This window comes from Hydrogenophaga pseudoflava (genome assembly GCF_004353865.1).
GTDB classification, from domain to species: domain Bacteria; phylum Pseudomonadota; class Gammaproteobacteria; order Burkholderiales; family Burkholderiaceae_C; genus Hydrogenophaga; species Hydrogenophaga pseudoflava.
The window spans coordinates 4,310,187-4,331,981 of record NZ_CP037867.1 but is presented as its reverse complement, the minus strand read 5'-3'; the positions used below and the strand labels follow the sequence as shown (position 1 = coordinate 4,331,981).

Annotated in this window: 16 protein-coding genes; 7 read left to right on the top strand and 9 right to left on the bottom strand. The window is 68.8% G+C overall.

Annotated elements, in window-relative coordinates:
* Positions 1 to 9: 9 nt before the first annotated feature.
* Entirely contained in the window at positions 10 to 651 is a 642-nt protein-coding gene (locus tag HPF_RS20875; protein ID WP_207959228.1) for a histidine phosphatase family protein, read from the bottom strand.
* 106 nt (positions 652 to 757) lie between these two features.
* Between HPF_RS20875 and HPF_RS20870 the strand changes: the two genes are divergently transcribed.
* Positions 758 to 2,725 (top strand): hybrid sensor histidine kinase/response regulator, encoded by a 1,968-nt coding sequence (locus tag HPF_RS20870; RefSeq protein ID WP_165961754.1) that lies wholly within the window; start codon positions 758 to 760, stop codon positions 2,723 to 2,725.
* Positions 2,726 to 2,740: 15 nt separating this feature from the next.
* On the opposite strand, the gene HPF_RS20865 is transcribed toward HPF_RS20870, so the two are convergent.
* Both HPF_RS20865 and ttcA read right to left on the bottom strand, forming a co-directional pair.
* The gene (locus HPF_RS20865; protein ID WP_165961753.1) at positions 2,741 to 3,376 is read right to left on the bottom strand and encodes a DUF4136 domain-containing protein; all 636 of its coding nucleotides are present in this window, start codon (positions 3,374 to 3,376) and stop codon (positions 2,741 to 2,743) included.
* 40 nt (positions 3,377 to 3,416) lie between these two features.
* A complete protein-coding gene (gene ttcA, locus HPF_RS20860; protein ID WP_133157714.1) occupies positions 3,417 to 4,343 on the bottom strand; it encodes a tRNA 2-thiocytidine(32) synthetase TtcA in 927 nt (308 codons plus the stop codon).
* A gap of 238 nt (positions 4,344 to 4,581) precedes the next feature.
* Between ttcA and HPF_RS20855 the strand changes: the two genes are divergently transcribed.
* On the top strand, positions 4,582 to 5,637 hold the full coding sequence (locus HPF_RS20855; protein ID WP_133157713.1) for an outer membrane protein: 1,056 nt from the start codon (positions 4,582 to 4,584) through the stop codon (positions 5,635 to 5,637).
* 92 nt (positions 5,638 to 5,729) lie between these two features.
* Here HPF_RS20855 and HPF_RS20850 read toward each other — a convergent pair whose 3' ends face one another.
* Entirely contained in the window at positions 5,730 to 6,107 is a 378-nt protein-coding gene (locus HPF_RS20850; protein WP_066155421.1) for a dihydroneopterin aldolase, read from the bottom strand.
* Positions 6,108 to 6,118: 11 nt separating this feature from the next.
* A complete protein-coding gene (locus HPF_RS20845; RefSeq protein ID WP_066155086.1) occupies positions 6,119 to 6,910 on the bottom strand; it encodes an SDR family oxidoreductase in 792 nt (263 codons plus the stop codon).
* Positions 6,911 to 7,016: 106 nt separating this feature from the next.
* On the opposite strand from HPF_RS20845, the gene HPF_RS20840 reads away from it, so the two are divergent.
* Positions 7,017 to 7,307, top strand: coding sequence for a DUF6916 family protein (locus tag HPF_RS20840; RefSeq protein WP_066155084.1), 291 nt, complete (start codon positions 7,017 to 7,019; stop codon positions 7,305 to 7,307).
* Here HPF_RS20840 and HPF_RS20835 read toward each other — a convergent pair.
* The 4 genes from HPF_RS20835 to HPF_RS20820 are packed head-to-tail and all read right to left on the bottom strand — an operon-like array spanning position 7,300 to position 9,571.
* On the bottom strand, positions 7,300 to 7,878 hold the full coding sequence (locus HPF_RS20835) for a GNAT family N-acetyltransferase (protein WP_165961752.1): 579 nt from the start codon (positions 7,876 to 7,878) through the stop codon (positions 7,300 to 7,302). The genes HPF_RS20840 and HPF_RS20835 overlap by 8 nt on opposite strands.
* 1 nt (position 7,879) lies before the next feature.
* Positions 7,880 to 8,422: a phage tail protein gene (locus HPF_RS20830; RefSeq protein WP_066155081.1), complete on the bottom strand. Its 543-nt coding sequence runs from the start codon at positions 8,420 to 8,422 to the stop codon at positions 7,880 to 7,882.
* 32 nt (positions 8,423 to 8,454) lie between these two features.
* Entirely contained in the window at positions 8,455 to 8,985 is a 531-nt protein-coding gene (locus HPF_RS20825) for a phage tail protein (RefSeq protein ID WP_066155079.1), read from the bottom strand.
* A gap of 46 nt (positions 8,986 to 9,031) precedes the next feature.
* Complete coding sequence (locus HPF_RS20820) at positions 9,032 to 9,571, bottom strand: phage tail protein (protein ID WP_133157711.1); 540 nt, start codon at positions 9,569 to 9,571, stop codon at positions 9,032 to 9,034.
* A 325-nt stretch (positions 9,572 to 9,896) separates the two neighbouring features.
* Here HPF_RS20820 and HPF_RS20815 point away from each other — a divergent pair, with 325 nt between their 5' ends.
* From HPF_RS20815 to HPF_RS20800, 4 genes are read left to right on the top strand one after another with little or no spacing between them, the layout of a single operon-like run.
* Positions 9,897 to 16,712: a beta strand repeat-containing protein gene (locus tag HPF_RS20815; RefSeq protein ID WP_133157710.1), complete on the top strand. Its 6,816-nt coding sequence runs from the start codon at positions 9,897 to 9,899 to the stop codon at positions 16,710 to 16,712.
* Positions 16,713 to 16,749: 37 nt separating this feature from the next.
* Positions 16,750 to 20,355 carry a TonB-dependent receptor gene (locus HPF_RS20810; RefSeq protein WP_133157709.1) on the top strand — a complete coding sequence of 1,202 codons (3,606 nt, stop codon included), beginning with the start codon at positions 16,750 to 16,752 and terminating at the stop codon, positions 20,353 to 20,355.
* A 27-nt stretch (positions 20,356 to 20,382) separates the two neighbouring features.
* Complete coding sequence (locus HPF_RS20805) at positions 20,383 to 21,534, top strand: class I SAM-dependent methyltransferase (protein ID WP_424955182.1); 1,152 nt, start codon at positions 20,383 to 20,385, stop codon at positions 21,532 to 21,534.
* 8 nt (positions 21,535 to 21,542) lie between these two features.
* Positions 21,543 to 21,737 (top strand): DUF2905 domain-containing protein, encoded by a 195-nt coding sequence (locus HPF_RS20800; RefSeq protein WP_066155069.1) that lies wholly within the window; start codon positions 21,543 to 21,545, stop codon positions 21,735 to 21,737.
* Positions 21,738 to 21,795: the final 58 nt, after the last annotated feature.

Genomic DNA, 21,795 nt, shown 5'->3' with positions numbered 1-21,795 from the left:
GTCGGTGGCTCAGGCGGTGCTCTCGTCCAGCGCCCCGTCGTCCTGCAGGTGTCCGGTGTCGGCCCAGCCCACCAGGCCCAGGCCCTCGGGTGTCCAGAGCAGGCGGTTGACCGCGGTGTTGCTCAGGTCCCAGCTGCGCGGCGCCTGCAGCTCCAGCCGTGTGGCCGCACGGTAGAGGATGTCCAGCACGCCGCCGTGGGCCACCAGCATCAGTTGTTCGCCGGGGTGGCGCGCGGCGATCTCGTCGACGGCGGCGACCACGCGTTCGCGCAGCTGCAGCAGCGACTCGCCGCCCGGTGGCGCGAAGTCGGGCACGCGCTTGCGCCAGGCCAGTGCGTCCTCCGGGTGGTGGGCCTCGATCTCGGCCCAGGTCAGGCCTTCGAAGCGGCCGAAGGCGCGCTCGCGCAGGCCCCGGTGGGCCTGCACCGGCTTGCCGTGGGCGCGGGCCGTGGTGCTGGCGGTGTCGAAGGCGCGCGAGAGGTCGCTGGCGTAGAACGCGGCGATGGGTTCGTCGCACAGGGCCTGGGCCAGGCGCTCGGCCTGCCAGCGGCCCTTGTCGGACAGCGCGATGTCGGTGTGGCCCTGGATGCGGGTGTCGCGGTTCCAGGCGGTTTCGCCATGGCGCACGGCGATGATGCGGGTGACGTGCAAGAAAAAGCCCCAGGGTGAGAAAACGGTCACTGTAGCGCCGGACGGACGGTCTGACCACCGGATGGTCGATGGGCCGGTCCGGAGGACGACGCGACACAATAACGCGATGCCCGAACACCACGACGCCCGCGTGGCGGACTTCTCGTCGCTGTTCCAGTTCCTGCCCATCGGCGCCTACCGCAGCTCCAGGGACGGCGTGATGCTGCGTGCCAATCCGGCGCTGGTGCAGCTCAACGGCTACAGCGACGAGCAGGCCATGCTGGACGACGTGAACCGGGTCGGCAGCGACTGGTACGTGCAGCCCGGCCGCCGGGCCGAGTTCCAGGCGCAACTCGTGCGCGACGGCTTCGTGCGAGGCTTCGTCTCCGAGGTGGTGCGCCACCGCGACCGGCAGCACCGCTGGGTAAACGAGAACGCCCACGGGGTGTACGACCCGCAGGGGCGGCTGCTCTATTACGAAGGCACGGTCGAGGACATCAGCGAGCGCATGCAGGTCGAGCTGGCGCTGCGTGACAGTGAGGCGCTCTGGAAGCTGGCGCTGGACAGCGCCGGGGACGGCGTGTGGGACTGGAACCTCGTGACCGGCGACGAATACGTGTCGCCGCGCATCAAGGCCATGTACGGCTACACCGACGAGGAACTGATGCCGCGCGCGCAGGAGCTGGACGGGCGGACCCACCCGGACGATGTGGACCAGATGCAGGCCGACCGCCAGGCGCACTTCGACGGCCGCACCGCCCTCTACCGCAACGAACACCGCATCCGCTGCAAGGACGGGTCGTGGAAGTGGGTGCTGTCGCGCGGCATGGTGATCGCACGCGACGCCGATGGCCGGCCGCTGCGCATGGTGGGCACGCACACGGACATCACCGAACTCAAGCAGGCCGAGGCGCAGCAGCGGGCGCTGGAGACGCAGCTGCGCGAGTCGCAGAAGATGGAGGCCATCGGCACCCTGGCCGGTGGCGTGGCGCACGACTTCAACAACCTGCTGGCCGCCATCCTCGGCAACCTGGCCCTGGCGCGCGAAGATGTGGGGCCGGACCACGCCGCCCAGGAAAGCCTGGCCGAGATCCACCGTGCCGCCATCCGCGCGCGCCAGCTGGTGCAGCAGATCCTGGCCTTCAGCCGGCGCCAGACGCAGGAGTTGCAGCGCCAGCCGCTGAAGCCGCTGGTGAACGAGGCGCTGCGGCTGATGCGCTCGCTGCTGCCCGCGGGCGTGCGACTGAACGCCCGTCTGGCCACGTCGCCGCTGCCGGTGCTGGCCGACGCCACGCAGGTGCAGCAGGTGCTGATGAACCTGTGCACCAATGCCTGGCAGGCGCTGGACCAGCGGCCGGGCGACATCACCGTGGGGCTGGACGAGGTGGAACTGGACGCGGCGCAGGCCCTGCGGCTGGGCCACCTGCCGCCCGGCGCCTATGTCCTGCTGAGCGTGGCCGACAACGGCCCGGGCATGGACGAGGCGACGCAGCAGCGCGTGTTCGAGCCTTTCTTCACCACCAAGGCGCCGGGCAGTGGAACCGGTCTGGGGCTGTCGGTGGTGCACGGCATCGTCAAGGCGCACCAGGGGGCGATCACGCTGCACAGCACGCCGGGCGAAGGCACCCGGTTCGATGTCTACCTGCCGCTGGCCTCGGGTGCCGCGGACGCCGAGGTGCCTGCACCCGCCGCACCGCCACCGGCCGTTCCCGCGCCGCCGGGGCGGCACATCGTCTACGTGGACGATTACGAAGCGCTGGTGTTCCTGGCCGGCCGGCTGCTGCGCAAGCAGGGGTACCGGGTCAGCACCTTCCTGTCGGGCGAGGAGGCCCTGGCCTGGTTCCGCGTCAGCCGGGAGCCGGTGGACCTGTGCGTGACCGACCACAACATGCCGGGCATGAGCGGTGTGGAACTGGCGCAGGCGGTGCATGCGCTGCGGCCCGGGTTGCGCATCGCCATCGTCTCGGGGCATGTGAACGAGGCGCTGCTAGATGCCGCGGCCGCGGCCGGGGTGTCCGATGTGTTGGGCAAGCAGGACAGCATGGATGCGCTGGCCGATGCGGTGCGCGCGTTGATGGAGGCGCCGCCGCGCTGAAGGCGCCGGCCGGGCTCAGCGCGGCAGGTCGATGTCGACCTGCCGCGGGCCGGAAGGCGGCGCCGGGAAACCGTTCAGCGCCGCCTGCAGCATGGCCTGCCACAGCGCAGGGGTGCTGTTCCAGCGGCCATCGTGGCCGGCCTGGGTTTCGTAGACCACACGGCCCGATGCTGCATCGCGGATCACCACGGTCACCTTGCGCTCGTACCAGGGCATGTCCATCGGCACGACGAACATTGGCGACCAGTAGAAATAGCCATTGCCGGCCACGACCTGCCCCCGGAAGCGCCAGCTGGGCCATGGGTCGTCCCAGGGGCTGCGGGCGTTGCGCACGGTGGTGGCCGTGACCTGCACCCGCCAGGGGGCGTTGGCCGGCGCCTCGGCGACGGTCCAGCCGTGTGTTTCCAGCACGGTCCGGGTCCAGGCTTCCAGCCGGTTCTGGTCTTCGGCGGACCCTCTCTCCCGCTGCGAGGGCAGGCGCTCGAAGCGGTAGGTCTGTGGCGCCTGGGGCACGGCGGCCGGGGCCTGGGCGCCGGTGGGGATGTCGGCCGACCAGTGCGCGTAGCTCTGCACCGCGTTGTCCACGCGGTAGGTGCCGGCGCAGCCGGCCAGGGCGAGGGTGGTCAGCAGGGCGAGGGCAAGGCGGGTCATGGTTCCTCCGGCGGGTTGGACGCCTGGCTCAGCACCCATATCAGGTGGTGGCGGCAATCGGTATGACCGTCGCACGGGGCCGGACGTTCACTTCTTCGGCGTCCGCGTCGGCGGCGGGTGCGGGTGCCACCAGTGGCTCCTCGTCGAAGGCCAGGTCGCCGTCCTCCACCGGCGCGCCGGTGGTCTGCAGGGTCTGGAAGGGGTGGAGCGAGCGGTCCATCAGGTGGCTGGGCACCACGTTCTGCAGGGCGTGCAGCATGTTCTCCAGCCGGCCGGGGAACTGCTTGTCCCAGTCGCGCAGCAGGTTGCCCACCTGCTTGCGCTGCAGGTTCTCCTGGCTGCCGCAGAGGGTGCAGGGGATGATGGGGAACTGCCGGTGTTCGGCCCAGCGGATCAGGTCCTTCTCGGGCACGTAGGCCAGCGGGCGGATCACCATGAACTCGCCGTTGTCGCTGACCAGCTTGGCGGGCATGCCCTTGAGCTTGCCGCCGAAGAACATGTTCAGGAACAGGGTCTGCAGCATGTCGTCGCGGTGGTGGCCCAGCGCAATCTTGGTCGCGCCCAGCTCGCGCGCCACGCGATAGAGGATGCCGCGGCGCAGCCGGCTGCACAGGCTGCACATGGTTTTGCCCGGTTCGATCTTTTCCTTGACGATCGAGTAAGTATCTTGTGTCTCGATGTGAAACTTGATACCGAGTTTGGACAGGTACTCGGGCAGGATGTGGGCCGGAAAGCCCGGCTGTTTCTGGTCGAGGTTGACCGCGATCAGCTCGAAGTTCACCGGGGCACGCTTCTGCAGCTTCATGAGGATGTCGAGCAGGCCGTAGCTGTCCTTGCCGCCCGAGAGGCAGACCATGACACGGTCGCCTTCCCCGATCATGTTGTAGTCCACGATGGCGCGGCCGACTTCGCGGCACAGGCGCTTTTCGAGTTTCTGGTTTTCGAAGGCGAGTTTTTCGGGGGTCATGGGTCGGGCCTCGGGCCAGGGCGGCGGCGTTGCGCGAAACGCACAGGGACGTCCTGTTGTATGTTGCAATGCACAAGTTGAACGTGAAAAGCCGCAGCTCGCAGGCCGATCACGGGTCGATGTAGGCCGAAAGATACACTTTCGGTCTGGGTGGGCAGTGCACAATGCGCCGCCCAACCCGCTTCGGACTGGTGGTCCGATCGTTGCGGGAATCCACGATTTTATTTGGAGTCTTCTGATGTCTTTTGCTCTTCAGCGGGTGGCCCTGGCCGCCGCCCTGGTCACCGTTTCTTCTGTCGCCGCCGCCCAGACCGCCGGCATGACCACCGACCGCGACGGCAACACCGGCTACGCCACGCCCGAGGCCTGCGACGCCGCCATCCAGGGCGGCACGGCCAAGTTCTACAAGCCCCAGACCAAGCAGAAGCCCAAGCTGCGCGCCGGTGAGGCCTCGGTGTCGCCGATGCTGCTCAAGGACCTGAGCCCCAGCTACGCCAAGGGCGCCTGCGACAAGGGTGTAGCCACGGCCCGCGGCCGCGGCGGCGTGAGCAAGGCGTTGCAGGGCAAGTGGATCCCGTTCAGCCCGACCATGGAAGTCAACGCGTACAAGGACGCCAGCGGCAAGATCGTGCGCGTGACCATGCGCCAGTGCGACAACCACTTCTCCGACCTGCTGCCGCGCCCGACCCCGGTGGCCGCTCCGGCCCCGGTGCCTGCTGCTGCACCCGCCCCCGCCCCGGTGGCGGCCGCGCCGGCGCCCGCTCCGGTGCCCGCACCTGCACCGGTGGTGCCCAAGGCCGCTGAAGTCGTGGCCTTCCCGTACGTCTTCGGCACCCTGGGCGCCCAGCGCGACCTGATCGGCAACGGCCCGATCGACGGCATCGCCCAGCACAACGACCACGACACCAAGCCCGCCCTGCAACTGGGCGCCGGCTACCAGTTCAACAAGCTCTGGGGTGCGGAAGCCTTTGCACAGTTCGGCAGCAGCCACAACTTCGAGAACGGCCTGGAGTCCAAGGTCAGCGCCCTGGGCCTGCGTGGCACCGTCGGCACCGACCTGGGTGAAGCCACCCGCCTGTTCGGCAAGGCCGGCGTGGCCCGTGTGAAGCACACCGACGCCGTCGAAGGCACGCAGACCCGCCCGACCCTGGGCCTGGGCCTGACCCACGCCTTCTCCAAGAACCTGTCCCTGCGCAGCGACTTCGATGTGTTCCTGAAGAAGAGCTCGGACGAAGCGCGTTCGTGGAAAGAGCTGATGTACCTGGGCGTCGGCGTCCAGTACAACTTCAAGTGATGCCGTCGCTGGTGGCCTGAAGCACCAGCCTGCACATCAAAAGGGCCTCGCGAGGGGCCCTTTCTTTTTTCAGAACCGGGACGGCGTGCGCCTCACCACTGCCCGCTTTCCATGCGGATCGCGACCTCGCAGTCGTCGAAGATCTCCAGCTTGGCGATCTTGACCCGCACGCCGATCACGCCAGGCAGCTGCATCAGGCGCCGCGTGAGCTTGCCGATCAGGCTCTCCAGCAGGTTCACGTGTTCGGCGGTGCACTCGTCGATGATGATCTGGCGCACCTTGCGGTAGTCCAGCACGTGGCTGATGTCGTCGTCGTGCGGCAGCAGAGGCTGGGTGCCCTGGTTGAGCTCGGCATCCACCTGGATCGGCTGCGGGCTGGTCTTCTCGTGCTCCAGGATGCCCAGGTTGGCGTCGAAGCGCAGCCCGGTGAGGGTGAGGATCTGGGTGCCGGCGTGGTTCGTGGAGTTCATGGGCATCCGCCTCACATCATCGAAAAGTCGCGCTCGAAGCGCATCAGGTGCTGGCCGCCGTCGACCAGCAGCGTGGTGCCGGTGACCGAGCGGTTGCCTAGCGCAAAGGCCACGGTGGCGGCCACGTCCTCCGGGGTGGACGAGCGGCCCAGCGGCGACTGGCGGTGCAGGGTCTGGAATTTCTCATCGCTCAGCAGGTGGCTGGTGAGCGTCAGGCCCGGCGCCACGCCCACCACGCGCACGCGTGGCGCCAGCGCCAGCGCCAGCATGCCGGTGGCCGCTTCGAGCGCCGCCTTGGAGAGGGTGTAGCTCAGGAAGTCGGGGTTGAGGTTCCAGAGCTTCTGGTCCAGCAGGTTGACCACCGCGCCCTCCGCATCGCGCGTGGCCAGGTGCGCGTGCAGCGCCTGGGCCAGCAGGATGGGCGCGCCGGTGTTGCTGCGCAGGTGGGTTTCCATGGTGGCAAAACCGAAGCTGGTCGCGTCGTCGTGTTCGAACAGCGAGGCGCTGTTGACGACCGCGTCGACCGCGCCGAAGTGCGCCACCACGGCCGGCAGCAGGGCGCGCACCGCGGCCTCGTCGGCGAGGTCGGCGCCGAAGGTGGCGGCGCTGCCCGGGCGTCCGGTCAGCGCGTCGCAGTCGCGCGCGGTCTGCCCGGCTTCGGCGGCCGACTGCCGGAAGTGCACCGCGACGTTCCAGCCGGCGCGGGCCAGCGTGAGCGCGATCTCTCGGCCCAGGCGCTTGCCGGCACCGGTGACCAGCGCGGTGCGCGACGGCCTGTTGTCAGAGGAGGTGTGGGCGGTCATGTCGGGTGTGCAGGGGCAGGCTGGCAGTGTAGCGAGCAGCACAGGGTGTGCCGTGCCGTGACGATAATCGTCCATTGCCCCGACACAGGGGAGGGAGGCTCATCGCATGGAACTGCTGACGCTGGAACACTTTTCGGGCTGTGTGAACCAGTCCTTCACCACCCGGCTGGACGACGTGAACCTGGAGTTCGTGCTGGTCGAGGCGCGGCCCATCGGCGCGGCGGCGCCCCATCCGATGCGCAAGCCGTTTTCCCTGCTGTTCCGCAACACCGCGGCCGTGGTGTTCCCGCAAAAAACCTACCCGATGCACCACCCGCAGGTGGGCGAGGTCGGGATTTTCCTGGTGCCCATCGCCTACGAGAAAGCCGGCTTCCTGTACCAGGCGGTGTTCAACTGACCGGGCCTGTGTCCGGCCGGGGTGTCCAGCGCATGGACAGGTGGGCCCCCTCGTCACCGCCGGCCACAAACCCCAGTCGTTCATAGAGCCTGCGTGCGCCGGTGTTGGACTGCAACACGTGGAGGCGCACGCCGCAACCTTGGGCCATCGCCTGGGCCTGGCACTGCCGGATCAGCGCCGAGCCCAGCCCACCGTTGCGTGCGCGTGGGAACAGGCTGATGTGGACGATCAGGTGCTCGGGCGGCGTGCGCAGCAGATAGCAGTTGCCCGACACACCGTGGTGCCGATGCTCGATGGCCCAGAAGTCGGCCTCGGGGTAGTGGGTCACATAGTGCCGGTGCTGCAGCGCAAACTGTTGCTCCATGAACTGGCGTTTGACCAGCTCCGGCCACGGCACGAGCGCCATCTCTTCGGCACGCGTGCTGGCATAGAGGTCGCACAGCCAGGGCAGATCGGCATCGCGCAGCGGGCGCAGGAAAAACCCGCACTCCGTGAAAAGTGCGGGTCGGGGAGGATGCTCTGCGCGGCCGGGCGGAAATGGCACCACGCCTGGCAGGAGAGGTGATGCCACGTCAGGGGAAAGCGGGGAAGACTCCCTGCAGCGCAATGCAGAAGTTCACGCCGAGATACGGCTGCTGGTTCTGGTGGGGGAGTCCGCCACCCTGGCTGGGCTGGACCATGTTCGGAGCCAGGCTGGTGTTGAGGGGCGCGGCGACGAAGTTCTTCGATGCCGTGGACGTGGCCAGGAATGAAAGCCCGCCGTTGCTGACCGGTGAATTCGAGCCACTGCCTGAAGCAGTCTGCGAGAACGCGTTGACACCATGGTTGTGCGCCGGGATCTGGTTGCTGGTCAGCGCGACGGAGTCGGTGCCGAAGGTCTCACCCAGCGAGCGCGGCGTGAGGCCCGGTCCCTGGCCCTGTTCACAGCCGGCACGACCGGCGAAGTTGGGCAGCTGGAATGTGGTCTTGCCATCGCCACCGTAGGTGGTGCCCAGCAGGGCGAACAGCGCCGTGTTCTGCTGGATCGGCAGTGTGGCGCCGTTGCAGAACGCCCAGCCGCGTGGATTGAAGTTGAAGCCGAACATCTGGATTTCGCCGACATAGGGTTCGCTCATGATCTGGTTCCTTTGTGGGGGTTGTTCTGCGTTCAGGCCGGTTGCGGGAAGATGCCTTCGGTGGCAATGCAGTACTGCACGGTCAGTGTCGGCATGCAGTTCTCATGCGGCTGCGAACCGCCGCTCACCGTCAGCATCTGGTTCGACATCGCCGCTGCGTTGTTGCCGTTGATGGTGTTCACGTAGAACGTGTCGCTGCTGACGGTGCCCGGCAACAACGTCGGGCCGGGCGTGATGGCGGTGGATGCGCCCGTGGTGGCCACCATGACGTGCGAGTGCGCCGGCATCTGGGTCGGCAGCACTGTCACGCTTTCGGTGCCGGCACGCTGACCAATGACGTAGTTGCTCAGCCCCTGGCCCTGGCCCTGATGGATGGGGAGCCGGCCCTGCAGGTCGGGGACGGCGAACGTGTTCTGTCCGTCGCCGCCGTAGGTGGTGCCGATGAGCGCGAACAGCGCATCGTATTGGGAGATGGGCAGCAGGCTGCCGTCGCAGGCCTGCCAGCCGATGGGGGTGCGGCCGAAGCCGAACATGCGAATTTCGCCGATATAGGGTGTGGACATGAGACGGTGCTCCGAATGGTCAGTCGGGGGGCCTGGGTACGGGCCGTTAGTCGCGTGAAGGGAAGATGCCGCTGAGCGCGATGCAGAAGTTGATCGCGGTGTAGGGCTGGAGGTTGGGGTGCGGTTGGTTGCCGCCAGCGGGGGCGACTGTCTGCTGATTCAGAGGGACCAGCGGGCCGCTGGACGCGGCATAGAGCGACTGGTCTGCTGTGGTGTTGGTCGCGTACACCTTGTCGCGGGGTATCCGGTTGTCTCCCGCTGTGGTTGATGCGTTCACGCTGTGCACGTGCGCCGGCAGGTTGGTCGACAGCAGGGCCACGTTCTCGGCGCCGTCCGACTGGCCCATCTGCACCGGCGGGGGCTGCCAGCTGGGGTCCGCTGAGGTGGCATACCCGAGGGGTGTTCGTCCGCGCAGGTCGGGCAGTGCGAAGTTGGTGGTGCCGTTGCCCCCGAACTGTGTTCCCAGCAAGGCGAACAGCGCCTGGTTCTGGTTGATCGGCAGCAGCTGGCCGTTGCATTGCGCCCAGAACTTCGGCGCGAAGTTGAAGCCGGTCATCATGACCTGGCCAATGAAGAAGTCGCTCACGTGGGCTCCCTTTGGGTTAGTGGTGGGCGGTGGCTGAGCGCCGCCGCGCCGCATTCTTTGCAGCTTGGGCGGTCCGGGTCGAGCGTTCCCCTGTCAGCACTAGCAGGGAACATCGCCACTGTCCGACGGGTCTGGGGCGACAGTCGTCCCCCGGGTGATCTGGTGCCCGCGACCACTGCCGTGAAAGAGAGGGCGATGTCGCTGTCGCTTGGCGGCAACGCCATTTGTTGCGAGATGTATCTATACTGCCCGACCGAAATGGTTTGCCTCCAGCGAACCGTTCATTCAAGCGACGCAAGCCGAAACGGCCGTGAGGGAGGGCGACATGCCTGCAGGATTTTTGAGTGGGGGTGCGGCTGCGTGCGCGCGCCGCGTGAGCGCGTGGCTGTTGCGTCTGGTGCTGCTGTTCGGCGCTGTTCTCCTGTGGCCCTCGCTGGCCTCGGCGCAGACGTCCTCCTTCTGTCCGTCACCGTTGACTGCGACGGTGAGCTGGGGTGGCTCCGTGGTCGTCGATGTCACTGCCTGCCAAAGTGGTTTCGGCGGCGTGAGCGGGCCCTTCGCCCCATTCGCACAGCATGGCACGGTCACACTGGGTCCGGGCACCGGCGGGCCGCAGTCGCTCACCTACGCACACAACGGCAGCACGCCCGCGGGTGGGGGCAGCGACACGATCTGGCTGGAGGACGACTTCGGCGACACAGTGCGGGTGAACATCACCATCTCGGCGCCGGTCTCCGCGATCACCGTGTCGCCCTCCGCGTTGCCGACCATGACCGCCGGCACGCCGTTTTCGCAGACCCTCACCTCGTCTGGCGGCGTGGGCCCCTACACCTACACCTTGCAGACCGGCGCCCTGCCGGTCGGTCTCAGCCTGACCAGCGGAGGCGTGATCAGCGGCACGCCGACCCAGCGCGGTGCCTACAGCTTCAGCGTGCGTTCGACCGACAGCACCGCCGACTTCGTGGACCGGGGCTACACCGGCACGGTGCAGAACCCCTCGCTGTCCATCTCGCCGACCTCGGCCACCGCCATCCAGGGCGTGGCGTTTTCCCAGACGCTGACCGCCAGCGGGGGCGTCGCGCCGCACACCTACCAGCTTGAAACCGGCAGCTTCCCGGCCGGCATCACCATCTCCAGCGCTGGCGTGATCAGCGGCACCACCGCTGCCGCCACCGGCAGCTACCCGGTCACGCTGCGCGTCACCGACGCCAGCACGCCCAGTGGCGCGCCCTATTTCGAACTCGAGACCTTCACCCTCACCGTCAGCCCGCCGCCCAGCGTCACCATGACGGTGTCGCCAGCCAGCGTGAGCGAGGACGGGGCGACCAACCTGACCTACACCGTCACGCGCAGCCTGAACCTGTCCTCGCCGACCGTGGTGAACATCACCACCAGCGGCACTGCGACCTCGGGCGTCGATTACACCGGTGGTGTGGCCACGGTGACGATCCCGAGCGGGGCGACCACCGCGACGATCACCATCAACCCCGCGGTGGACGGCACCGTCGAACCGGATGAGACGGTCACGCTGACAGTGGCAGCGGGTTCCGGCTACACGGTCGGCGCACCGGCCAGCGCCACCGGCACCATCCTCAACGACGATATGCCGTCCGCCACCATCTCGGTGTCGCCGGCCAGCGTGGCCGAAGATGGCGCACCCAACCTGGTCTACACCGTCACCCTGAACCAGGCAGCGTTCTCCCCGATCAGCGTCGACTACACGATCGGCGGCACCGCTGCCAACGGCACCGACTACGCGACCATCGCATCGCCATTGGTCATTCCCGCTGGCAACACCACGGGCACGATCACGGTCAACCCGACCGCCGACGCCACCATCGAGGCCGACGAGACTGTCACCCTGACCCTCGCGGCCGGCTCCGGCTACACGGTGGGCGTGCCGACCAGCGCCACCGGCACGGTCCTCAACGACGACCTGCCGACGCTGACCATCAACGACGTCACCGTCAATGAAGGCAATGCAGGCACCACCAGCTTCACCTTCACGGTCAGCCTGGGCGCGCCGGCGGGCCCGGGCGGCGTCACCTTCGACATCGCCACCGCCAACGGCACCGCCACAGCCGGTGTCGACTACGTCGCCAACAGCCTGACCGGCCAGACCATCCCGGCGGGCAGCAGCAGCTACACCTTCACCGTACTGGTCAACGGGGATGCCCTGAACGAAGCGAGCGAGACCTTCTTCGTCAACGTCACCAACGTGGTCAATGCGGTCGTCGTGGACGGGCAGGGTGTGGGCACCGTGGTCAACGACGACCCGCTGCCGAGTCTGTCGATCGACGACGTGACGGTGGTAGAAGGCAACAGCGGCACGACCAATGCGGTGTTCACGGTGACCCTCAGCGCCGCCAGCGGCCAGACCGTGAGCGTGAACTACACCACCGCCGACGGAACCGCCACCCAGCCCGCCGACTACACCAGCACCAGCGGCACGCTGACCTTCACGCCGGGCCAGACCACGCGGACCATCACGGTGCCGGTGGTGGGCGAGACCGTGCCCGAGGCCAACGAAACCTTCTTCGTCAACCTCAGCGGCGCGTCCAACGCCACCATCGCCGACAACCAGGGCGTCGGCACCATCACCAACGACGATGTGCCCGTGACGGTGAGCCCGGGCACGCTGCCCGGTGGCGCCGTCACTGCGGCCTACAGCCAGACCCTCAGCGCCAGCGGGGGTGTCGCGCCCTATAGCTTTGCAGTGACGGCCGGCGCCTTGCCCGCGGGCCTGAGCCTGTCCGCGGGCGGTGTGCTCAGCGGCACGCCGACGGCGGGTGGCAGCTTCAACTTCACCGCCACCGCCACCGACAGCAGCCCATTCCCGGGCCCGTTCGCCGGCAGCCAGGCCTACACGCTCACCGTGACAGCGCCCACCATCGTCCTGCCGGCGGCCAGCCTGGCCGGTGGCACGGTGGGCACGGCCTACGCCGACAGCATCACGGCGGCCTCGGGCGGCACGGCGCCCTACAGCTACGCGGTCACCGCCGGTGCACTGCCGGGCGGCCTGACCCTCAACGCCGCGAGCGGCGCCATCACCGGCACCCCCAGTGCGCCGGGCACGTTCAACTTCAGCATCACCGCGACCGACAGCAGCACGGGCACTGGCCCGTACACTGCGACCCGGGCGTATGCGATCACCGTGATCGACATCCCGCCGGTGGCCAACGCGGTGACGCTCACCGTGGCGTACAACGCGGCGGCCACGCCGGTGACGCTGAGCATCACTGGTGGTGCGGCGACTTCGGTGGCTGTCGCCAGCGCGCCAAGCCACGGCACGGCCATCGCCAGCGGCACCAGCATCACCTACCAGCCGACCACCGGCTACGGCGGGCCGGACAGCTTCACCTACACCGCGGCCAACAGCGGCGGCACCTCGGCGCCGGCCACGGTCACCGTCACGGTGAATGACCCGGTCATCACCTCCACCGCCAGCGGCAGCTTCGCGGCCACCGTCGGCCTGCCGTATTCCCAGACCATCACCTTGTTCGGGGGCGCGCAGCCCTGGGGCGCTTACCAGGTCACCAACCTGCCGGCCGGGTTGTCGATCACCGGGACCACGGCCAACAGCGTGACCGTGTCCGGCACACCGACCCAGGCCGGCAGCTTCTCGCTCACCGGCTCTGCCACCGACAGCAGCACCGGGAACGGACCGTACACGGTGAGCGAGGTGTATGTGCTGACCGTGGCGGCGCCCGGTCTGGCGCTGGCCCCGGCCGCCGCCACCTTCAACACCCCCTATGCCGCGGCCTACAGCCAGAGCTTCACGGCCAGTGGCGGCACCGGTCCCTACAGCTACGCGCTGACGGGCTCCCTGCCGACGGGTGTGACGTTCTCGGGCAACACGGTCTCGGGCACGCCCACGGTGCCGGGCAGCACCAGCTTCACCATCACCGCCACCGACACCGGCTCCACCGGCACCGGCGCGCCGTTCTCGATCGCGCAGAACTACACGCTGACCGTCGCCGCAGCGGCCATCGTGGTGAGCCCGGTGACCCTGCCCGGTGCCACCGCCGGCACCGCCTACAGCCAGACCCTCACCGCCAGCGGCGGCGTGGCCGCCTACAGCTTTGCCCTGAGCGCCGGCAGTCTGCCCGCCGGGCTGACCCTGAGCACGGGGGGCGCGCTGAGCGGCACGCCGACCGAGGCTGGCAGCTTCCCGATCACCGTGACCGCGACGGACGCCAACGGCCAGACCGGCAGCCGCGCCTACACCCTGGTGGTGGGCGCGCCCACGCTGACCATGACGCCGGCCCCGGGCACGCTCAGTGCGCCCTACGGCGTGCCCTTCAGCCAGACCTTCGCTGTCAGCGGCAGCCCCGGTCCGTACAACCGGGTGATGATCGGCTCCTTGCCGACCGGCCTGACGATCAGCGGTTACACGATATCGGGCACCCCGACGCAACTGGGCAGTTTCAACATCAGCATCATGATGGTGGATTCCGGCCTGACCGGGACCGGCGCGCCGTTCTCGATCACGCAGAACTACACCATCGAGGTGGCCGCGCCGACGGTCGTGGTCAGTCCGGCGACCCTGCCGAACCCCGCCATCGGTGTGGCCTACAGCCAGACGCTCACGGCCAGCGGGGGCATCGCGCCTTACAGCTTCGCCCTGACCGCTGGCAGCCTCCCGACCGGCCTTACCCTGGGCAGCGGCGGCGCGCTCACCGGCACGCCGACCGAGGTGGGCAGCTTCAACTTCACGGTCGCCACGACCGACAACTTCAGCCAGGTCGGCAGCCGGGCCTACACCATGGTCATCGGCGCGCCGACGCTGTTGATGACACCGGCCGCCGGCACGCTGACAGCGCCGTACGGCAGCGCCTACACACAGACCTTCAGCACCAGCGGCAGCCCGGGTCCGCACACCTATGCGCTGACCGGCGCACTGCCGACGGGCCTGAGCTTTGCCGGCGGCACGCTGTCCGGCACGCCGACCGCGCCTGGCAACTATCCCGTCACCATCACGGCGACCGACAGCGTGCTGACCGGAGCCGGCGCGCCGTTCTCGGTGGCCCAGAACTACAGCATCGAGGTGGCCACGCCCACCATCGTGATGGCGCCTGCCACCCTGCCCGAACCGGTCGCCGGTGAGGCCTACAGCCAGGCCATCACCGCCTCGGGTGGTGTGGCGCCTTACAGCTTCTCGGTCACCAGCGGGGCGCTGCCCTCGGGCCTGACCCTGAGCACCACCGGCCTGCTGTCGGGCACGACCACACTGGTCGGCTCCTTCAGCTTCACAATCACCGCCACCGACGCCAACGGACAGATCTCGACCCGCAGCTTCGCGATGGCCGTGACCTCGACACCGCGCCAGACCCTGGGCAAGCAGGTGCTGAGCAACGCCGACGAAGACGGCAACGGCCAAGTCTCGCTCAACGACACCCTGACCTACCGCGTCACGGTGACCAACTCCGGCTTCGTGCCGCTCACCGACGTGGTGATCAGCGATGCCCAGATCAACCCCGGCAATGCCGTCTGTGCCAGCGTGCTGCCGGGCCAGACCTGCGTGCTGCAGGGCACCTACCGGGTCACAGCGGCCGATGCCCGTGCCCGACGGGTGGTGAACGTGGCCACCGCCACCGGCAATGTGTGCGCCGCGGGCAGCCAGGACGCGCAGTGCCGCGTGACGTTGACGACGCAGGTGGTGAACGCCGTGATCCGGGCGAAGGACGATGACTTCGGCGAAGTCATGTGCCCCAAATCGGACGTGGTGGTGGGCAACGCCTACAAGAACGACACCCTGGACGGCCAACCCGTCCGTGCGGCCGACATCCTGGGCACCGTGACCTCCCCGGCCAAACCCGCCAAGCCGGGCAAGCCCGTGCCCGAGCTCAACACGGCCACGGGCGAAGTGAAGGTGCCGGCCGGCACACCGGGCGGCACCTACGTCATCGGCTACCGGATCTGCCAGCGCAGCGTGTCGAACAACTGCGACAGCGCGCGGATCGTGGTGAAGGTCAAGCAGTGCCAGGTGCTGGTGCGGGTCATCAAGACCGCACAGACCCGGCAGGCCCGCGTGGGCGACTTTGTGTCCTACACCCTGCAGATTGACAACCTCACCGAAAACGACGGTGAGGTCGACGGCCTGCAGATCGTGGACACGCCGCCGCCAGGCTTCAGCCTGGTGCCGGGCAGCGTGCGCTTCCAGGACGTGGACGCGCGCGGCACGGCCAGCGGGACCGGCCCGATCACCCTGGGCCAGATCGACCTGGCGGGCAACGGCCGGGCGCACATCAGCTACGTGGTGCGCGTGGGTGCCAACGCGCGCCGGGGCGAGGCCACCAACACCGCCGAACCCTTCCACGAAGGTGCCAAGGTCGGCAGCACGGCCAAGGCCGTGGTGGTGGTGAGCGCCGACCCGGACACCGACGAAACCTCCATCATCGGCAAGGTGTTCATCGACCAGGACGGTGACGGCTGGCAGGACAGTGCCGACGCGCAGGGCGTGCGCATCCAGGGCGGCATCGACCCCGCCGTCTATGTGGCCGGCTCCACCACGGTGGACCGCGGGCAGGGCGCCCAGCCCGAGCCCGACGCCAGCGCTCCGCTGCTGCACGGCATCCGCCTCGGCACGCTGCGCGGGCGCGAAAGTGGCGACGCCTCGGTGCCATCACACAGCGTGGTGATCAGCCAGTGGGTGACAGCACCTGTGTTCACCAGCGACACCGTGGTGACCAGTGAGGACGGGGCGCGGCTGGTCGTGGCGCCCGGCGGCGATGTCCGCTACGAGCACGCAGGCGACGTCGCCGCTGGCCTGAACAACCAGGACCTGCGCGTGCAGCGCACGGTGACGCCGCAGGAGGGGCGCTACCGGGTGGACTACATCGTCACCAACCACGGCGTCTCGGAAGTGGGCATTCCGGGCGTGCGCCTGGCCAGCCCCGAAGGACTGGTCGTGCAGACCGACAGCTACGGGCGCTTCCATCTGGTCGGCATCGATGCAGCGGCACGCGCCCATGGACGCAACTTCGTGCTCAAGGTGGACCCGGTCAGCTTGCCGCAGGGCGCGCGGGTGACCTCGGCCAACCCCCTGGTGCGTCGCCTGACGGGCGGGCTGGCGGTGCGCTTCGACTTTGGCGTGGGCTTCGGCGCTCCGGCACCGGCCACGGCCCCTGCAACCCGGTGATGGCGCAGATGCCCGAAGACACCCTACGGATGACCGCATGATGAACACCCCCACCCATCGCATCGAACGCCTGCTCTGCGCCCTGTTCGTACTGACGCCGCTGGCCGCAGTGGCCCAGATGGCGGCCCCTGCGCCCGTGGCCCAGGAGGCTGCCGGCACCGCAGCGACCCCGACGGCTGCCCGGTCCGCTGTCGGAACCGGGCAGGTGCTGTCCCTGCCCGGCGGTGGCCGGGTCTGGGCCACCGAAGACCCGGCCAACCTCAGCCCGCAGATGAACGTCTCGGCCTCGGGCATCGCAGGCCTGCGCGACGACCAGGTGGTCGAGGGGCTGAGCTTCAACGTCAGCAACAACTACGCGCACTTCATCGAGCGCATGGAGCTGCTCGTCTACGCCGGGCGCGACACCGATATGGTCAGGCCGCTGGTGCGGCTGCCGGTGCCGGTGAGCGGAGAAGGCGTGGTGCAGTGGGACGGCCGCTTGCCCGCGGGTCACCGGCTGCGGCCGGGCGACACCCTGGTCTACCTGGTGCGCGCCTATGGCAGGGGCGGGCAGGCCGACGAGACCCAGGCGCGCACGGTGCGCCTGTACACCGAAGAGGAATGGCGCATCGCCCGCGAGCAGCTGATCAGCCAGAGCAACGAACTGGCCGATGGCTTCACGCTGGACCAGCGGCTGGCGCGCGAGGCGCAGCTGGTCAACGGGCTGGTCCGGCAGAACATCCCGGTGTCGGGCTCCATCGTGCGCATCTTCGGCCAGGACATCCCTGACCAGGCCAGCATCAAGATCAACGGCAAGAGCGCGTCCATCGACGTCAACCAGCGCTTCGTCTCCGAGGTGCTGCTGCCCGTCGGTTCGCACGCGCTCACCATCGAGGTCAACGGCCTGCCCGGCCAGCCGGTGTTCACGCGCCAGCTCGATGTGAACATCAGCGGCGAGTATTTCTTCATGGTCGGCATGGCCGACTTTTACCTCTCCAAGTCACAGGTCACGGGCAACATCGAGCCTGCGGCGGCGGCCGACGGCTTCGAGCAGGAACTGCTCAAGGAGGGGCGCCTGGCCTTCTACCTCAAGGGCAAGGTCAAAGGCAAATACCTGTTCACCGCGCAGGCCGACACCGAGGACCAGGAACTCAACAACCTGTTCCACCACTTCTTCAAGGCCACGCCGCAGGACGTGTTCCGTCGCCTCGACCCGGACCAGTACTACGCGGTGTACGGCGACGATTCCACCAGCTACCGCGACGCCGACACCGCCGGCAAGCTCTACCTGCGCCTGGACTGGGACAAGAACCAGGCGGTGTGGGGCAGCTTCAACACCGGCATCAGCGGCGGCGAGTTCAACCAGTACAACCGCACCCTCTATGGCGGCGCGTTCCGCTGGCGCAGCAGCGAAACCACGCCCTACGACGATCCCCGGTCGCAGGTGAGCGTGTTCGCCTCCGAGGCGCAGTCCGCCAAGGGCTACAGCGACTTGCTGGGAACCGGCGGCAGCCTGTACTACCTCAAGCACACCGACCTCCTGCGCGGAACGGAACAGCTGAGCATCGAGGTGCGCGACCGGGTCACCGGTCAGGTCGTGCAGCGTGGGCGCCTGGCCTACGGCACCGACTACGAAATCGACTACATCCAGGGCCGCATCATCCTCAGCCGCCCGCTGGGCCGCAGCGAGCTGGACAGCGGCTTTGGCATCGTGCGCCTGAGCGCCGACGGCGACTACGAAAACCACCTGCTGGTGGACTACGAGTACGTGCCCCAGGGCATCGAGAACCTGGTGGCCGGCGGGCGCGGGCAGGTCTGGGCCAATGACCATGTGGCGGTGGGCGGCACCTACGTGACCGAGGAGCGCGCCGGAGACGACTACCAGCTGCGCGGCCTGGACCTCACCCTGCGCGCCGGGCGCGGCACTTACCTCAAGGCCGAGGTGGCGCAGAGCGAATCGACCCAGGCCAGCGTGAACTACTCCGACAACGGCGGGCTGACCTACACCGACCGCACCGCCGGCGTGGAAGCTGGTCCCCGCTCCGGCGAGGCCCTGGGGGTCGAGGCCCGCGTCAACCTCAACGAGCTGGGGTGGACCGAGCAGAACGTGAGCGCAGGCGCCTGGTACAAGGACCGCGAGGCCGGCTACTCCACCGCGCGCGCCGAAACCGGCGGGCTGCGCAGCCGCGAGTCCGGCGTCGAGGCGCTGACCGAGGTGGGCACCGGGCTGGACGTGGGGGCGCGCCTGAGCCGACGCGAAGTGGAAGGGCAGAACCGCATCGACCAGGCACAGCTGGTGAGCAACTGGCACCTCGACGACCAGCAGAGCGTGGGGCTGGAGTTGCGCCGGGTGCGCAGTTCCGAACCCGACGACGGGTTCGCCGACCCCGAGGCGGTGGCCGGCGGGGCCGATGCGGGCACCGCGACCTATGCGGGTCTGCGCTACAAGCGCCGGCTCAGCGGCCGCACCGAGGCCTATGGCTTCGTGCAGAGCACGCTGCAGAGCGACGAGGGCCTGAAGAACGACCGCTACGGCCTGGGGGCCACGCGGCGCTTTGGCGAGCGTTCGTCCGTCACCGGCGAGGTCTCTACCGGCACGCTGGGTGTGGCCGGCAAGCTCGAAGGCAACCACTACCTCACGCCCGACTACAACCTCTACTCGCGCTACACCTACGCCCACCAGCCGGGCGACCTCTTCGGCAGCGAGTTTCTCGAAGACGGGGCGGGCCGCACGTTCTCGGTGGGCCAGCGCTGGAACGCCGGTGGCGGCCTGAGCCTGTTCCAGGAGGCGCAGCTGAGCCGCCGGCCCGACGAGGACGGGCAAGGCCAGAACCTGGGGCTGGACTACAACATCGCCCGCCACTGGCAACTGGGCTTCCGGCATGCGCTCAGCCGCATCGACCACGCCGAAGGCGGCAGCACCACGCGCCGCTCCAGCACCGTGCTGGCCAGCTACAACGACCACCGCACCAGCTTCACGCCGCGCCTGGAGCTCCGCCGCGACCGGGGCGCGCAGTCGCGCGACCAGACCTTGCTCAGCGTCGGTCTGCGGCACAAGTTCAGCGAAGACTGGCGCGCCGCCGCCCGGCTCAGAACCGCCGTGACCGAAGACCGGCTGTCCAGCGAGGACGAGGCCCGCTTCACCGAGGCCAACCTGGGCCTGTCCTACCGCCCCGCAGGCCATGGCCGTTGGGCCTGGCTGGGCAAGTACACCTACCTGTACGACCTGGGGGCGCTGACCCAGGTCTCGCCCACCTCGGGCGTGGCCAGCAACGAGGTCGACCAGCGCGCGCACATCCTCGCCAGCGAGCTGCTCTACCGCATCAACCCGCTGTGGGAAGTGGGAGGCAAATACGCCTACCGCAGCGGCGAGCTGCGCGAAGGCCGCAACACCGGTGCCTGGTACAAGAACACCCGGCACTTCGTGGCCGCCCAGGTCCGCCTGCACATGGCGCAGGACTGGGAGGCGCTGGTCGAACACCGTTGGCTGCAGACGGTGCAGGACAAGAACAAACAGGCCGGCTGGCTGGTAGGGCTGGACAAGCAGGTCACGCCCTATTTCCGCCTTGGGGTGGGCTACAACTTCACCCGCTTCAGCGACGACCTGCGCCACGCCGACTACCGCTTCAAGGGCTGGTACCTCAACGCCGTGGGCGTCTACTGAGGGCAGGCCGTCCCGGATAATGGGCGGGTGATCACCCCGTCCGTTCCTTCGCCATCCGGTGCCCGCAACGAGCTGAACGCCACCGTGGCCGAGGCCATCCGCGAGGCCGGTGGCTGGTTGCCCTTCGACCGCTTCATGGCCATCGCCCTGTACGAGCCGGGGCTGGGCTACTACGCCAACGCCACGCCGAAGTTCGGCCAGATGCCCGAGGGCGTGGCCGGCCAGGGCAGCGATTTCGTGACCGCACCCGAGCTCTCGCCGCTGTTCGGCCACACCCTGGCGCGCCAGGTGGCGCAGGCGCTCGCCGCCACGCACACCGACGAGGTCTGGGAGTTCGGCGCCGGCACCGGCGCGCTCGCGCTGCAGGTGCTGGACGCGCTCACGGCGCTGGGCCAGGCGCCAAGCCGCTACACCATCGTCGACCTCTCGGGCAGCCTGCGCGAGCGCCAGCGGGCCACGCTGGCGCGGCATGCGGACCGCGTGGTGTGGGCCGACCGCCTGCCCGCGGTGTTCGTCGGCGTGGTGATCGGCAACGAGGTGCTGGACGCGATGCCGGTGCAGCTGCTGCACCGCGTCGGCGGGCAGGACGACGGCGTCTGGCACGAGCGCGGTGTGGCGCTGGCCGACGACGGCCGCCTGGACTGGGCCGACCGGCCGACGGCGCTGCGGCCGCCGCTGGACATCGAAGGCCCGCACGACTACCTCACCGAGATCCACCCGCAGGGCGAGGCCTTCGTCCGCACGCTGGCCGAGCGCCTGGTGCGCGGCGCGGCCTTCTTCATCGACTACGGCTTCCCCGAGGCCGAGTACTACCACCCGCAGCGCCACATGGGCACGCTGATCTGCCACCGCGCGCACCGCAGCGACGACGATCCGCTGACCGACCTGGGGCTCAAGGACATCACCGCACACGTGAACTTCACCGGCATCGCGCTGGCCGCGCAGGACGCCGGCATGGCGGTGCTGGGCTACACCTCGCAGGGGCGCTTCCTGATCAACTGCGGGCTGCTGGAGGTGGCGAAAGACGCCGGCCCGCGCGAGAACGCCATGCTCTCCAGGCTGGTCAACGAGCACGAGATGGGCGAGCTGTTCAAGGTGATCGGCCTGGCGCCGGCGCCCAGCGCCGAAGGCTGGAACCCGATGGGCTTTGCCACCGGCGACCGCACCCACCGTCTGTAGGAGCCGCCGTGATCCGCTGGATGATCGTGATCTTCCTGGCCCTGCTGCTGATCAGCTGGTTCACGCCGCTGCTGCACAAGCTGGGCTTCGGCAAGCTGCCGGGCGACCTGCGCTTCAAGGCCTTCGGCCGCGAGTGGTTCATCCCGCTGACCACCACCATCCTGCTGAGCTTCGTCGCCAGCCTGATCGGCCAGCTGATCTGAGCGCCCGTCGCATACCCGGTGGGGTGTCTCTTGAAGTGGTGCCGGCGGTCCCCATCTG

Bases quoted from the DNA above. Each gene is read 5' to 3' on its own strand.
- HPF_RS20870 (WP_165961754.1), top strand. From the start codon at position 758: ATGCCCGAACACCACGACGCCCGCGTGGCGGACTTCTCGTCGCTGTTC.
- HPF_RS20850 (WP_066155421.1), bottom strand. From the start codon at position 6,107: ATGAACTCCACGAACCACGCCGGCACCCAGATCCTCACCCTCACCGGG.
- HPF_RS20865 (WP_165961753.1), bottom strand. From the start codon at position 3,376: ATGACCCGCCTTGCCCTCGCCCTGCTGACCACCCTCGCCCTGGCCGGC.
- HPF_RS20845 (WP_066155086.1), bottom strand. From the start codon at position 6,910: ATGACCGCCCACACCTCCTCTGACAACAGGCCGTCGCGCACCGCGCTG.
- HPF_RS20810 (WP_133157709.1), top strand. From the start codon at position 16,750: ATGATGAACACCCCCACCCATCGCATCGAACGCCTGCTCTGCGCCCTG.
- HPF_RS20855 (WP_133157713.1), top strand. From the start codon at position 4,582: ATGTCTTTTGCTCTTCAGCGGGTGGCCCTGGCCGCCGCCCTGGTCACC.
- HPF_RS20825 (WP_066155079.1), bottom strand. From the start codon at position 8,985: ATGTCCACACCCTATATCGGCGAAATTCGCATGTTCGGCTTCGGCCGC.
- ttcA (WP_133157714.1), bottom strand. From the start codon at position 4,343: ATGACCCCCGAAAAACTCGCCTTCGAAAACCAGAAACTCGAAAAGCGC.
- HPF_RS20830 (WP_066155081.1), bottom strand. From the start codon at position 8,422: ATGAGCGAACCCTATGTCGGCGAAATCCAGATGTTCGGCTTCAACTTC.
- HPF_RS20840 (WP_066155084.1), top strand. From the start codon at position 7,017: ATGGAACTGCTGACGCTGGAACACTTTTCGGGCTGTGTGAACCAGTCC.
- HPF_RS20815 (WP_133157710.1), top strand. From the start codon at position 9,897: ATGCCTGCAGGATTTTTGAGTGGGGGTGCGGCTGCGTGCGCGCGCCGC.